Origin of the sequence: Clostridium neuense, from assembly GCF_045310695.1 — a bacterium.
Classification (GTDB): Bacteria; Bacillota; Clostridia; order Clostridiales; family Clostridiaceae; genus Clostridium_S; species Clostridium_S neuense.
Genome location: NZ_JBJIAA010000022.1, coordinates 67021 through 82316, shown reverse-complemented (window position 1 = coordinate 82316; position 15296 = coordinate 67021). Strand labels below are relative to the sequence as shown.

The 15296-nt window shown below is 29.9% G+C and carries 12 protein-coding genes; 8 read left to right on the top strand and 4 right to left on the bottom strand.

What is annotated here, in order from left to right:
- Window positions 1-272: 272 nt before the first annotated feature.
- Window positions 273-722 carry a GtrA family protein gene (locus tag ACJDT4_RS21200; RefSeq protein ID WP_406789599.1) on the bottom strand — a complete coding sequence of 150 codons (450 nt, stop codon included), beginning with the start codon at window positions 720-722 and terminating at the stop codon, window positions 273-275.
- A gap of 437 nt (window positions 723-1159) precedes the next feature.
- Complete coding sequence (gene galE / locus ACJDT4_RS21195; RefSeq protein WP_406789598.1) at window positions 1160-2149, bottom strand: UDP-glucose 4-epimerase GalE; 990 nt, start codon at window positions 2147-2149, stop codon at window positions 1160-1162.
- A 274-nt stretch (window positions 2150-2423) separates the two neighbouring features.
- On the opposite strand from galE, the gene ACJDT4_RS21190 reads away from it, so the two are divergent.
- The 4 genes from ACJDT4_RS21190 to ACJDT4_RS21175 all read left to right on the top strand — a co-directional run bounded on the left by ACJDT4_RS21190 (window position 2424) and on the right by ACJDT4_RS21175 (window position 6379).
- Window positions 2424-3440 carry a LacI family DNA-binding transcriptional regulator gene (locus ACJDT4_RS21190; RefSeq protein WP_406789597.1) on the top strand — a complete coding sequence of 339 codons (1017 nt, stop codon included), beginning with the start codon at window positions 2424-2426 and terminating at the stop codon, window positions 3438-3440.
- A 113-nt stretch (window positions 3441-3553) separates the two neighbouring features.
- Window positions 3554-4198 carry a polyprenyl diphosphate synthase gene (gene uppS / locus ACJDT4_RS21185; protein WP_406789596.1) on the top strand — a complete coding sequence of 215 codons (645 nt, stop codon included), beginning with the start codon at window positions 3554-3556 and terminating at the stop codon, window positions 4196-4198.
- Window positions 4199-4422: 224 nt separating this feature from the next.
- Window positions 4423-5166, top strand: coding sequence for an HAD hydrolase family protein (locus tag ACJDT4_RS21180; RefSeq protein ID WP_406789595.1), 744 nt, complete (start codon window positions 4423-4425; stop codon window positions 5164-5166).
- A gap of 82 nt (window positions 5167-5248) precedes the next feature.
- Window positions 5249-6379 (top strand): glycoside hydrolase family 113, encoded by a 1131-nt coding sequence (locus ACJDT4_RS21175; RefSeq protein ID WP_406789594.1) that lies wholly within the window; start codon window positions 5249-5251, stop codon window positions 6377-6379.
- Between the two features lie 58 nt (window positions 6380-6437).
- On the opposite strand, the gene ACJDT4_RS21170 is transcribed toward ACJDT4_RS21175, so the two are convergent.
- Together ACJDT4_RS21170 and ACJDT4_RS21165 are read right to left on the bottom strand one after the other, a co-directional pair.
- Window positions 6438-7238, bottom strand: a complete 801-nt coding sequence (locus ACJDT4_RS21170; RefSeq protein ID WP_406789593.1) for a TSUP family transporter — start codon at window positions 7236-7238, stop codon at window positions 6438-6440.
- 18 nt (window positions 7239-7256) lie between these two features.
- Window positions 7257-9134 (bottom strand): LTA synthase family protein, encoded by a 1878-nt coding sequence (locus tag ACJDT4_RS21165; RefSeq protein WP_406789592.1) that lies wholly within the window; start codon window positions 9132-9134, stop codon window positions 7257-7259.
- Between the two features lie 134 nt (window positions 9135-9268).
- Here ACJDT4_RS21165 and ACJDT4_RS21160 point away from each other — a divergent pair, with 134 nt between their 5' ends.
- The 4 genes from ACJDT4_RS21160 (at window position 9269) to ACJDT4_RS21145 (ending at window position 15235) form a co-directional block, all read left to right on the top strand.
- Window positions 9269-9652: a hypothetical protein gene (locus ACJDT4_RS21160; protein WP_406789591.1), complete on the top strand. Its 384-nt coding sequence runs from the start codon at window positions 9269-9271 to the stop codon at window positions 9650-9652.
- A 24-nt stretch (window positions 9653-9676) separates the two neighbouring features.
- Window positions 9677-11032: a 23S rRNA (uracil(1939)-C(5))-methyltransferase RlmD gene (gene rlmD, locus ACJDT4_RS21155; protein ID WP_406789590.1), complete on the top strand. Its 1356-nt coding sequence runs from the start codon at window positions 9677-9679 to the stop codon at window positions 11030-11032.
- Between the two features lie 251 nt (window positions 11033-11283).
- On the top strand, window positions 11284-12354 hold the full coding sequence (locus ACJDT4_RS21150; RefSeq protein WP_406789589.1) for a site-specific integrase: 1071 nt from the start codon (window positions 11284-11286) through the stop codon (window positions 12352-12354).
- Between the two features lie 127 nt (window positions 12355-12481).
- The gene (locus tag ACJDT4_RS21145; RefSeq protein ID WP_406789588.1) at window positions 12482-15235 is read left to right on the top strand and encodes a type I restriction endonuclease subunit R; all 2754 of its coding nucleotides are present in this window, start codon (window positions 12482-12484) and stop codon (window positions 15233-15235) included.
- Window positions 15236-15296 lie beyond the last annotated feature (61 nt).

Sequence of the window (15296 nt, the reverse complement as noted above, 5' to 3'; positions counted from 1 at the left end):
ATATTTAAAAATAAAAAAAATTTGGATTTTTATAAAATCCAAATTTTTTTCTTAAGTTGATGACATTGTTTGGGCTTGAGCCCATTATCCTTCTATAACCACAAAAAACCACTCTCTTATAGTGTTCAGTACAGCTGACGCTATTAAGTTTTAAGATTTACCTGAGCAAAGCAAAAGGTAAATCCACCCTCATTGTCCTTTGAGTTAACTTCTAGTTTAATAGAATAGGATAAACTTAGAACTTAAAATTTTAACTTATTTATAGCTTGATACTAGGAATTTTGATGTTGCCCATTATCTTTCTTAAATATGACGAATTTACTTGCGAAATAGTTAAAGACAATTACAATTATATTTGCTAGTACTTTTGCAAGTAAGCTATGCATTTTAATGACTTGCACACATAAAAACATGGTTCCTAAATCAATAAAAAGTGATAATATTCTAAATGTAAAAAAGGATACAGTTTCTTTTAATACAGTATTTAAATCTTTATTATAGCTTTTAAAAACAAATAATTTATTTGTTATAAATGCAAAAATTACAGCAAAAACCCATGCAAATACAGAGGAAATCATGTAATTAAATTTAAGGATATAGGTGAAAAACCAGTAAGAAACTAAATTGATTAAAGTAGTAAAGCCCCCAAAAATAAGGTAGGATATTTTTTCTATATTACTTTCAGTTAAATATTTATCTTTAATTTCGTATAATGTTTTCATATAATACCACCTTAATATTATTCTAAATAATAATATAGCTTTTAAATAAAATGCTGTCAAGAAAGCAAAATAACATCATTTTGGAATATTAAATAAAATTAATAAATCTAAGCATTAAATTGTTAAAAGTTTAAGAGCTTTTAACAATTTGACACTAAGATTTATAAAAGTTTAATTGGTTACAAAGATTCACACTCAAAATTCTGTAGATACGGAGGAATTTTTTCATTGCACTATCGTTGGGGAGAAGTAACAATACTGAAGGAACGATTTAAAAAAATCTAATAAATCTTGATAAAAAAAATCATAAAATACTTAGATATTTCAATTGTTTGAGTATTTTCTAAGCGAGTTATTGAAATATCTTAGGATTTTATGATTTTTTTATCTTAGATTTATAGAGTTTTTTTAATGTGACGAAGCATTGTTACTTCTTTTTATTTTTCATCGTACCCGTGAGGATGGCTGCTGTGCCATTTCCAGGCTGTAGCTATTATAGTTTCAAGAGAATTAAATTTAGGCTCCCAACCTAATTCTTTAATGGCTTTTTCAGAAGAAGCAATTAGAGTAGCAGGATCACCAGCACGTCTTGCAGCAACTTCTGCTTTTATATCTATACCTGTAACCTTTCTTGCTACATCTATAACCTCTTTAACTGAGAAACCTTTGCCGTTTCCTAAATTGTAAATTTTACTGTCGCCGCCATTTTGAAGTCTTTTTAAAGCGAGCAGATGAGCAGAGGCAAGGTCAGAAACATGTACATAATCCCTTACGCAGGAGCCATCAGCAGTATTGTAATCATCACCAAAGATCATTATTTTTTCCCTTACCCCAGAAGCAGCTTGCAATATTATTGGAATAAGGTGAGTTTCAGGGCTATGATCTTCTCCTATCTTACCGTTTGTGTGAGCACCACAAGCATTAAAATATCTTAAAGCGGTATATTTTATTCCATACGCTCTGTCGCACCATTTCAATATTTTTTCAACGGCAAGCTTTGATTCACCATATGGATTTGTAGGAAAAGTTTTGTCTTCTTCCTGTATAGGTGTGTTTTCAGGTTCTCCATAAGTAGCAGCAGTAGATGAAAATACAATGTATTTTACTCCATGCTTATTCATTGCCTCTAAAAGCTTTATAACTGAATAAATATTGTTTTCAAAATACTTTAATGGTTTTTCTACGCTTTCACCAACAAGAGAATTTGCAGCAAAATCTATAACAGCATCTATTTTATTTTCAGAAAAAACCTTGTCTAATATTTCTGAATCTCTTAAATCACCAACATAAAGCTTGCCTCCAAGTAAAGAGGACTTATGTCCAGTCTGAAGATTGTCAAGAACAACAACTTCATGATTATTTTCTAATAAATGAGCTACCATGTGGCTTCCTATGTAACCAGCGCCACCGCAAACTAATACTTTCATCATTAAAACCTCCTAAATTAAATATAATATTAAGTGAGTTCAATTCATTATAGCATAATAAACAAGTCTAAATTTGAATATGAGTAGTTATTTCATTAAAGTTTTTGTTAACAACATAGGATTATAGAAAAGGTTTTCTATAACCAGTTATATTTTATCACATATTTTAACTTAATTAAAGTGAAAAATGGTAGGTTTTTAGCTAAATGTATTTACAATTATAAAATTACCTAGTAAAATTTAAGAAAAGATTTTCTAGTGAGGAGGTCTAGTTATGCCGGTAAATATTAAGGATGTTGCAAAAGAAGCAAAGGTTTCAATGAGTACTGTATCTAGAGTTATAAATAATAACTATCCTGTAAAAGAAGAAACCAGAAAAAGAGTTGAAGCAGCAATAGAAAAACTAAAATTTAGCCCTAATGTACTTGCTAGAGCTCTAATAAATCAAAACACTAAAACTATAGGTGTTTTGGTTCCAAGAATAGATAATTTGTTTTTTCCAACTGTTATAAAAGCTGTGGAAACATCACTTAAGGATAGTGGATATTCAATTTATCTTTGTGACACGGGGGATAAGGCGGATCAAGAAGTTATGTACATAAACTCGCTTATGGCAAGACAAGTTGATGGTATTATCTCTATTGATCCTAAAACTGAAAATATAAAAAGTGGATTTTATGAAGATGTGAGTAAAGATTTGCCACTTGTTTGTATAAACGGATATAATAAGAACATAAAGTGTAATTTTGTATTAAATGATCAGGAAAGTGGTACGAGACAGGCAATCAATTATTTATTAGAGCTTGGACATAAAAATATTATATTTGTAAAAGGAAGAAAAAGTTATTCTTATGATTTGAAAAAGGATGTTTACATAGATATTCTTAAAGAACATAAGCTGTTAAAAAATAAGCATATTGTAGATGTTGGGCAGGGAAATAGTTATGAAACTGTGTATGTAACTATGGATATTATGATTAAGGAGCTGAAAAATGTTTCTTTACCAACAGCAGTTTTTGCCTGTAATGACCTTATGGCACTTGGAGTTCTTAATGCATGTAAGAGATTGAATTATGAAGTGCCAAAGGATGTATCCATAATAGGCTTTGATAATATTGTAATATCAAGTCTTGTAGAACCACAAATAACTACCGTGGATCAAAATATGTATAGGCTTGGTGAAAGTGCAGCTAAAATGCTGTTAGACGTAATAAAGGATGAAAATCAACAAACCAGTATTATAAGATTAAATACAAAGCTTATAACTAGAGATAGCTGCAGAAGAGTTTGATTTTTATATTAGTCACCTTAAAAGAAATGCATAAAGTATATTGAATAAGTAGCATTACTATAGTCAATACTATTTAAATAAATGCTTATACGATATTTAAGGTGGGGTTTAATGTGAGATTGCCAAAACATATAGGGATAATTCCAGATGGAAATAGAAGATGGGCACAGTCAAAAGGGATGTCAAAAGAAATGGGTTATGAAAAGGGTATAAATCCAGGACTCTGCCTTTTTAAGTTGTGCGAAAAAGTAGGAATAAAGGAAATTACATATTATGGTTTTACAGTAGATAATACAAAAAGGCCAAGAGAGCAGAGAATTGCCTTTACAAATGCGTGTATAGATTCAGTTAATGTTATTTCAAAAGAAAATGCATCACTTCTTGTTGTTGGAAACAAGGAGTCGAAGATGTTTCCACAGGAACTAAATTATTATACTGAAAGAAAGCAATTTGGTACTGGTGGAATAAAGGTCAATTTTTTAATTAACTACAGTTGGCAGTGGGATTTAGGTCAAATAATGACTGGTGAGAACATGGATACCAGGGATATAACAAATAATATAGCATCCAGGGATGTATCCAGAGTGGACTTAGTAATAAGATGGGGTGGCAGAAGAAGGCTTAGTGGATTCCTGCCAGTTCAATCAGCATATGCAGATTTTTATATTATAGATGATTACTGGCCGGATTTTAAAGAGGAGCATTTTTATGAAGCATTAAAATGGTATGATAAGCAGGATATAACCTTAGGCGGTTGATATATTGATTACTTTTGACAAATATAATATATTGCATAAATTACTTAAACTGTAAACAATCCAATTTACTTGTTTACTATATTGAAAAAAAATAGTATTATATTATTGACTTGGCTTACTTATTATAAAAGTAATTGGTGCGTGTATTTTTTTACTAAAAGTAATAAATTGTAAAAGTAAGCTTGTTATGTTTTTAGATGTAGTGATTGTGGAGGTATAATTACATGAAATATAATGGACTAGTACTGGATATTGATGAGTTTAAGTTTCTAAATAAAGATGAACTTATAAATAAATTTAAAATGTTGAAATGTTTAATTGATAGAGATGTACCTGTAGTGCTGTATACAGATGGTAATGGGGAGCTTGTAGAAAATATTATGCGGGATTTAAATATAAAGGAACCTGCTATAATTATGGAAGGTGCTAAAGTTTATTCTCCGTTTAAAGGTGAGTATAATTTTGAATTCCATTTAGCTATAAAAACTACTAAAGAGCTTTGTTTTTGGGCAAAAAAAAGAAATATAGGTTTTCGAATTATTACAAGCAAGGGAGAAATAGATTATGAAAAATGGCTAGTTGGAGTAAAGAGCTTTTTATATACCTGTGATATGGGTGAATGCCCTAATGTTCTAGAAATTATTATGGATATATCAGAGGAAGAACACAATGAACTATTAAAATTTATTTCACAAAATTATTTAGAATGTTATTCACATGTTTGCGAAAACAAGGTCATTTTAAAAAACTTAAGAGTTGATAAGGGGATGGCCTTAAGATGCCTTGCAAAAAAGAAAAAATGGAAGCTCAAAGATTTTATAGCTATAGGAGAGTATCCTAAGGATGTTTCTTTATTTGAAGAGGTTGGCCTTGGAATCTCAATTGAAGAAGATGGGGAAACAATAAAAAACATAGAAAAAAGTAATAAAATGAATGTTTTAAAGGAATGTGTAAGTAATTATTTTTGATTTGTGGTAAGCAAGAACTATTTCTCATAAAAGTTTATAAGATTTATGAGAATAAATATCATGTAGAGAGGCAGAAGTTTTAATGAGTAAGTTTAGAAAAATAGGTGTTTTATTTGTTATTGTTATACTTATTGCTGGAGTAATATGCTATAAAAACCCAACTGCAAGAGGGTATATTAATGACAAAGTGAATAAGCTTGAAGGTAAAACATTGAACAAGGAATTTAAAAGCAAAATAAAATCAGGTAATCTTTCAACAGACTATAATATTGAACAAGCTTTGAGTGATGTTGATAAATTTAAATTGAATACTGTGAACGTGCCTGTTGTTGTAGATATAAAGGATTTAAAATCTGATACTATGAAGGTAAATGGAGACAGTGAAGAAAAAGCGATAACACTTATAAAGAAGTTAAATAAAAAGGGCATAAATGTTATTTTGGAACCATATCCTTGGATAGCAAATGGATCACTTGAAGAAACTAGCTGGAAACCAAAATCAATTAATTCTTTTTTTTCGAATTGGAAAAACCTTGTGTTAAAAAAACTTATTGATGATATAGCCGTTCCTTATCATGTGGATGCTATGAATGTTGCTTCTAACTATGTTTGTATTGAATATGCTCAAAATTATTGGTGCGATACAATAGATTTTGTTAGAAAATATTACAAAGGACTAGTTACATATAGAACACCTTATTGGTATACAGCAGCATGGGATAAAAAGACTCAGGAGGATTACAATAAAAAGTTAAATAATAAGCTGTTTTCTAAGGTTGATTTTATATCCATATCAGCTTATTTTGAACTTACTGATAGAGAAACAAATTCTGTAGACGAGCTTTCAAATGCAATCAATAAAACGGAAATATATTATAGAAATCAAAATGTAAAGCAGGAGATAAAAAACTTTTATGATAAGTGGAAAAAGCCAATTTTCTTTGGAGAACTTGGTTTTCCAAGACAAACTGGTGCCTCCATCCAGCCATGGAATCCTGCCTCTGTAAAAGTGCTGGCTGATAAAAAAATAACTGTAAAGGAAAATGGACAGGAACAGGCAAATTGTTTTGAAGCCTATAGAAGAAATTTTGAATACGAAAAGTGGTTTTTAGGTTTTTCAATATTTGCAGTAGGCGAACACAGTAGCAGTAAAATGTATTACCCAAGCAGTGAAAGCACGAAAGTGATAAAGCAGTGGTATAATTATAAATAAAAAAGAGCTGATGTCAATATAAGCTGTAGAAGTTTATATTTACATCAGCTCTTTTTTATTAAAGGACTAATGAATAAATCATTTTTATAGCAACACCAAGAGACATGCATATGAATATTGGTTTTATAAGTTTACTTCCTTTCTTTAGTGCTATCTTGGTACCTAAATTGGCTCCTAAAATCATAGCACAAGCCGTTATAAGTCCCAGGTAAAAATAAATTTGGCTGTGCAGTGCAAATATTATAAGAGCGGATACGTTGCTGGTTAAGTTTAAGACTTTTGAATTTCCGCTTGCGTTTATATAGTTGTAACCATATATTTTTATCATTCCAAAAATGAGAAATGAACCTACACCTGGACCAAAAAAACCATCATAAAAGCCAAGGCAAAAGGCGAGAACCATTCCTAAAAGTATGTTTTTTCTGTTTATCCCTTTAAAGTTGTCTTCCATACCCAATTTCTTTGAAAATAAGCTGTATACGCCAACAAATAATATTAATATAAGTACAATTGCTCTGATTAGATTTTCATCTATTTTGAGAACTGTGTAAACTCCAAGCATAGAGCCTACAAAAGAAAAGGGGATGAGGTATTTTAAAAGCTTAAGATTAACTTTCCCGTTTTTAAAGTATTGAAAGCCGCTTATAACTGCACCAGAGGTTGAAGAAAACTTGTTAGTACCTAAGGCTACATGGGAAGGTATGCCGCACAGTATGTAAGCTGGCAAACTTATAAGGCCTCCGCCGCCTGCAATAGAGTCCACAGCTGCAGCTGCAAAACACGCTAAAGCGAGAAATATAATTATGGTTATTGAAAATTTAGTGTGATTTAAGTAAATGAAATAGTTCAAAATTAGCACTTCCTGTCTTCTGCATATTTATTTTTTGTTTTCAAACTTCTTTATAAGGTTATGGTTTAATATGTCGTCTGAATACTCAAGGTTTACTAGGGTTTTATCTTTAAGGTTTCTTAGCTGCGCGGTTTCTGGCACTATGTTGCCCGTTTTTATGTCGTAATAGGTATTGGTCCAGGATACATAAAATGTAGTTCCGTCAGTAAAAGAACCATTTCTAAACATTACAGTTTCATTTTTTGTATTAAACAAATCATGTCCAAGCATATATTTCTGTGGTAAATTAAACATATTTGCTATGGTTGGATATATATCAATCTGGCCTGTATAAGAATGATTTATGCCCTTATAATCATCCTTTGGGAAATGTATCAGCATTGGCACCTTTTGCAGCTGAAACCAGTTTAAATCAGTAGGATTTTTTATACCTTCAAAGTTGTACAGCTCATTGGTTTTATCCTTAGGTATAGCATAATGATCTCCATAAAGTATTACTATTGAATTATCAAGCATGCCGCTTTTTTCAAGATTGTCAAGAAACATTCCAAGCTGAGCATCTGTGTAATGTATACCATTAAGATAGTCTCCGGTAAGGGTATCTTCAATAGGGTCAACGTTAAGATCACTGTCATAACCTTTTGTATCATCATAAGGAAAATGACTGCTTAGAGTTATCAAAAATGAATAAAATGGCTGCTTGAATTTCTGCATTTTCACAAGAGACTGATTTAAAAATGACTTGTCACTTAATCCAAGTCCCACAGTTTCATCTAAATTATATGATTTTTCTCCCCAAAAGTCATCAAATTTTTCAGCTTTATACATAACATTTCTGTTCCAAAAACCTTCGCTGTATCCATGCAACACGGAAGTATAATAATTTTTATCATTCATTTCCTTTGCAAGTGAGCTGTAAGTATTTCCGGCGTACATGTAATATACTGCACCAGAAGCAGCAGGATATAGGGAGTTGTTTGTTAAAAATTCAGCATCAGAGGTGTTTCCAGAGGCAACCTGATAAAAGAAATTATCAAAGTATAGAGATTTTTTTATCCATCTGTTTAAATTCGGGGTTATTTCCTGATCATTTATCTTAGCGTTTATAACAAATTGCTGCAAGGCCTCTACCTGAATCATTATGAGATTTTTACCTTTACCTATATTTTTCATATTGCTTGTGGTATTAGAACTATTTTTGCTTAAGTAAGTTTTTATTTCCTTCTCTTTTTGGGGAGAAATCGTTTTAAGGCTTGCAATTTTATTTGAGGTAACGTTATATAGGTCAAGCACATGAAAGTTAATATCACCCAAAAATTTTGAAATGTATACTCTGTTGTACATTGTGGTTATAAGTCTTGGCTGGTCAAGGGACATCTTGTATATTGATAGTCCATCCCAAACTGCTCCTATAGTAAAAATAATTATAAAGGAAGCAAGTCTTTTGTAAATGGATATTTTGGGACTTATGTTGTATTTTTTATAAAGCATTAAAAGTGGGATAAAAATTAAAATGTCTAAAAGATATAGGAAGTCCTGTGCCTTTATCAAATCCGTTACGCTTGACTTTACTCCCCCCAGCATAACTCCATTTCTTAAAACACCAACAGAAATTACATCTTTAAAATATCTGAAATAGACAGTGTCCGCAATTAAAATTAAGCTTATTATTATATTGGTTATGTATAAAAATCTTGTTCTTCCTTTGTTTTTGAAAATTAAAGAAATGCCTATTAAACATATAGCAGAATATATAATTGGTTTGATTACTAGCTTGTAATTAAAATGTTCAGGGGAAATTGATTTGTCAAACAGAGTTAGCTTAAGCGTAACCAGTATTAAAAAAAATAAAATATCCAGTCCACTAATTAAGAAATTTTTTAGTTGGTTTGAATTGATGTTCATTGTTGTGCCTCCACATAAAAATTTAAATATAAAGTAAATAATTTATTAACTGTATTTACATATAAAGCATAGTAGTGCATAATAAAACATGTGCTATTTATTATTATTATATTATATATTTGGGAGGAATTAAAATGTCAGATGAAAATAATTATTCTAAAGAGCAGAATTCTGATAAAGCTTTAGAAGAAAATAAAGCTGAAGCAGTAGTAAAAGAAGAGGCAGCAGAAGAAATGCTTGAGGAATTAACTGATGTAAGCTCTGAAAGAATTCCATTTTCAAGGGTTATTTATTCGGTATTTGTTGATCAAGTTGTACTTTTTGCATTATCGGGTATATTACTTTTAATAACAGGATTTATACTTAAAAATGTTTTCTATCTTTATATAAAGCAGGTTACTGCAATGTATTTCCTTATCTATGCAGTATGTAATATTTTATACACACTTATAATGTTAGGTTCAAAGAAAAATGCTACAGTTGGATACATACTAGGCGGATTTAAAATATCAAAATAAAGTTAAATTAGGAGTAAATATTACATGAAAAAAAATGGAGTATACGATTTTTTAATAGAGGATATAGAATTTCCAGCTGAAGGAATAGCAGTACATGAGAATAAAAAAGTATATATAAAGGGTGCAGTTCCGGGGCAGAAGGTAACTGCTAGAATAACAAAAAAACGTGAAAAATATGCAAAGGGCAAGCTTCTTCAGGTATTAGAAAATATACCTGGGGCTGTACAGCCTTCATGCCCTGACTTTGGAAACTGCGGAGGTTGTATATATCAATTTTTGTCCTATGAGGATCAACTCAAGCTTAAAGAAAAGCAGGTTCTCGATCTTTTTAAAAAAGCTGGCATAAGTGGTTTTAAATATGAAGGAATTATAGGCAGTCCAGAGCCTTTTGAATACAGGAATAAAATGGAGTATACCTTTGGTGATCTTGAAAAAGACGGAGAACTTACTCTTGGGCTTCATGCAAAAAACAGCAGCTTTTCTATAATAAATACAGATAACTGTAAAATTGTAGATGAAGATTTTAACATGATTTTAAGCACTGTTGTAACGTATTTTAGAGAAAAGAAACTGCCTTATTACAGAGTTATGAAGCATTCCGGTTATCTCAGAAATTTGCTTGTAAGAAAGGCTAAAAACACTGGCGAAATATTAATAGGGATAGTTACAACTTCCCAGCTTGATTTTGATTTAGAAGAAATTAATTCTAAGCTTCAAAATATAGCTTATAAAGGGAAGCTTAAAGGAATACTACATATTATAAATGATGGTCTTGCCGACATGGTTCGTGCTGACAAGATAGATGTACTATTTGGTAAGGATTACATAATAGAAGAGCTTCTTGGTCTTAAATTTAAAATTTCCCCATTTTCCTTTTTTCAAACTAATTCTAAAGGTGCGGAAAGGCTTTACAGCACTGCAATGGAGTTCTTAGGCGATGCTTCAAACAAGACTGTATTTGACCTTTACTGTGGCACTGGAACCATAGGACAGCTTGCAGCCTCAAGTGCAAAGAAAGTAATAGGCATAGAGCTCATAGAGGAAGCAGTAGAGGCAGCTAAAGAAAATGCGGAACTAAACAATATTTCAAACTGCACTTTTATAGCAGGTGATGTTGCAAAGGTTATAACAGAGCTTCAAGATAAACCAGATGCTATAATTCTTGATCCTCCAAGACCTGGTGTTCATCCCAATGCTATGAGATATGTTATAGAGTTTAACGCTCCTACTATAGTTTACGTTTCCTGCAATCCTAAAACACTTGTGGATGACCTTGGCGTGTTAATTGCTAAGGGATATGTAGTGGAGAGGGTTAAAGTGGTGGATATGTTCCCTTCGACAGGGCACGTTGAAACCTGTGTACTGTTATATAAGAAGTAAGCACATCTATACGACTCAGTCTTGAAGTTTATTAAATATGTTTCTGTACATGAAAATATGGATTACTGTTGAGAATGAGGATATGAAATAGTTTTAGGATAAAATAAAGTTTAAATATAATAAAGAGCATTTAATCGTTGAGGTTGAGTGCTTTTTATTATGGTTAAAAATAGAAAACTATTGAATTAAATTCCATTAGATAATAGAATAGTATTATAAAAAAATATGTGGAATTTTAGGAGGAAATAGGTATGTTTATGGATGATGTAATTAATAAATTTCTATCTACAAGAGAATTGTCTGAATCTTCAAAACCAATTTATGAAAATGTTTTAATGGTTTTTTCGGGATATTACCGAGAGAATAACTGCAATTTAAGTAATTTTACATATAAAAATATTTTTAAAAGTTTAGATTATTATATAAAAGAAAGAAAAATAAAATTTGAAAATACGGCAAGGGTTTATATATCAGCAGTTAAAGAATTTTTGATATATTGTGTTGATAATACAGATCAAAAAAATACAGAATTAATGAGTCTATTTGGATATGGAAGCAATAATGGAGGTTTTGAAGATAAAGTAGATATAAAAATAAATAGCTTGATAAAAAATAAAATTATTAAAAAAGAAAAATCAGGAATAGAGATTGATAGTAAAGATTTAAAAAAATTAATAATTCAATGTGATAGAGTAATAGATAGCTTTAAGTTAGAAGATTTGAATACAAAGGTATACAACGGAAAGTATATTGATTATATTGGAGCATTAGGTATAAAAATAATTTCATATACTGGTGTAAAAGTGGGAGTAGTTACTGATTTGAAGTTAGATAACATAATGGAGCAAAAAGAATACTTAGCAATACATAATATTAAAAAAAATAAGAGTTTTGAAGTTGAAATTCCAAGAAAGTTGTATAATCAGATTATTAAATATAGACATAATAGAAATGAATTAATAAAGTGCAGAGGAAATAAAAGCAATACAGATTATTTATTCATCGATTTTAATTTAAAATCTTTAAAGGAGGGGAGAAAAAATGAGCCTTTTAATAATTTAATATATAAAATAGTTGGCGAAAATAAAGAGATGGGGTCAGCGACAGCATGTATATCAAAAAGAGCTATTATAGATATGATAAGTGCAGGAATGAGCCTGAAAATGGTAGAGGATTTAACAGGATATGGTGAGACAGTAATAGAGTATTGTAAAGAAAAAGTAGATGAAATTAAAAGAGAAGAAAAAAATCCTAATGATTATATAAACAATTATATTTCTAAGAGAAATAGAGAAGAGAAGTACTATGATATTTTTCAATAAAGGGTCATGCAAAATTTTACAAAAGTAAAGATACTTTGATTTTCTCATAAGTTCTATTGAATTAATTCCCATTAGAGGATAGAATAATATTATGGAAAATTGTGTAGAAATTTATGGGGGAATGGATATGGCGTACCAAAGTGAAGCAGAATTAGAAAAACAATTAGTTGGACAACTTGTTAATCAGGGGTATGAACAAGTTAAAATAACTAATGAAGATGAATTAATAAAAAATTTTAGAGTTCAACTTAATAAGAGTAATGAGAAGAAGCTTAATGGAGTACCTTTTACAGATAAAGAATTTGAACGAATTATGCGTTTTATTGAAGGAAAGAGTGTATTCCAAAGTGCAAAAATTCTTAGAGATAAATTTGTTCTTGAAAGAGAAGATGGTTCGGAAGTATATGTAGAATTTTTTGATACAAAACAATGGTGTAAAAACTTTTTTCAAGTAACAACACAAACCACAGTTATAGGGAAATATATAAATCGCTATGATGTTACATTGTTAATTAATGGATTCCCATTAGTCCAAATAGAGCTTAAAAGAAGAGGATTAGATTTAAAAGAGGCATTTAATCAAATAGAGCGTTATAGGAAGCACTCTTATCAGGGGTTGTATAGATATATTCAAGTATTTGTTGTAAGCAATGGAGTTGATACAAAATATTTTGCTAATACAGATAGAGAACTTTTATTTAGAAATACATTTTTCTGGACTGATGATAAAAATGAAAGAATTAGTAATCTTAGTGATTTTGCTACTACATTTTTAGAAAAATGTTTTGTTTCAAAAGTTATCTCTCGTTATATGGTGATAAATGACACGGAAAAAATGTTGATGGTTATGAGACCATATCAAATATATGCGGTTGAGGCACTTATTAATAGAGCACTTGAAACAAATAATAATGGATTTATTTGGCATACAACTGGTAGTGGTAAAACCCTAACGTCATTTAAAGCTAGCCAGATACTTGCTAATGAACCTAAAATCAAAAAGGTATTTTTCCTTGTTGATCGAAAAGACTTGGATATGCAAACTATATGTGAATTTAATAAATTTGAAAAAGATTCTGTTGATACTACTGATAAAACAAGCACTCTTATAAGTCAAATTAAAGATGTAAATAAGCCTTTAATAGTAACAACAATACAAAAGATGGCTAATGCAATAAAAGCTCCAAAGTATTCAAATATAATGGATCAGTATAAAAATGAGAAAGTAATTTTTATTATAGATGAATGTCACCGTTCTCAATTTGGAGATATGCATACACTGATTAACAAATATTTCTCTAACGCTCAATATTTTGGATTTACTGGAACACCAAGATTTAAAGAAAATAAAAGCCAAGATGGTCGTGTAACAGCAGATTTATTTGAAAAATGTTTACACCATTATCTTATAAAGGATGCAATAAAAGATGGGAATGTTCTTGGATTTTCAGTTGAATATGTGTCAACATTTAAAGGACAATTTGACGAAAATGATGATACAAAAGTTGCAGCAATTGATACAGATGAAGTTATTATGGATGATGAAAGAATAAGCTTAGTTGCTAATCATATTATAAAAAATCATTCTATAAAAACTAGAAATAAAGAATATACTGCCTTATTTGCAGTACAAAATATACCTATGCTGATAAAATATTATGATAAATTTAAAGAATTGAAGCATGAACTTAAAATAGCGGCTATATTTACCTATGGGGCAAATGAAGAGTGCGAAGGCAGAGATGAACATTCAAGAGATAGCTTAGAAAGAATAATAAAAGATTATAATGGAATATATGATACAAACTATTCTACAGATACTTTTTCAGGATATTTTAAGGATGTATCAAAAAAAGTAAAAGCTGCACAAATAGATATACTTATTGTAGTAAATATGTTTTTAACAGGTTTTGATTGCAAAACATTAAATACATTATATATAGATAAAAACTTAGTGTATCATTCATTACTACAAGCATTTTCTAGAACTAATCGTGTTGAAAAGTCTACAAAACCTTATGGTAATATAGTTTGCTATAGAAATTTGAAGAAAAACACGGATGAAGCTATACGTTTATTTTCACTAACTCAAAATACAGATACTGTGCTTATGGAAAGCTATGAATACTATTTAAAAGTGTTTAAAGCACAACTAAAAAAATTATTTAATATAGCACTAACACCGAATGATGTTGATGAACTTGAAAGTGAAGAGGATAAGAAAAAGTTTGTAATTACATTTAGAGATTTATCTAATATTCTTGTAAAATTACAGACATTTACTGAATTTGGATTTACTCAAGAGAAAATAGGAATAAATGAACAGACATATCAAGATTTTAAGAGTAAGTATTTTACTATTTATGATTCAATAAAACGTGCTGAGGCTGGGGAGAAAGTATCAATTTTATCTGATATTGATTTTGGTATAGAACTTATGCATACAGACAAGATAAACGTAGCATATATAATGAATTTAATAAGAAATATTGACTTTGAAAATGAAGAAAATAAGAAAAAAGATATAAAACATATTATGAAAGAATTAGATAGGGCGGATAATGAAGAGTTAAGATTAAAGGTTGATTTAATAAAATCATTCTTAGAAAAGGTAGTTCCAACACTTACAGCAAATGATTCAGTAGATGATGCTTTTAGTGAATTTGAATATAATCATAGAAAAGAAGAAATAGAAAAGTTTTCTGATAAAGTTGGAATTGAGCCTGATGTAATTAAAGAACAGGTTTCAGAATATGAGTATAGTGGTATTTTAAATAGCGAAGAAATTAGCGATCAAATAAGTGCACCGTTATTAAAAAAGAGAAAACTAGTGCAGCAAATTAAAGATTTTATTGTTGAACATGTAGAAAGATACCAATAAAAACTTGTTATTTTAAAAAATAGCAGAAAATCTATTGACGGTTTCTGCTGTTTTTGTTATG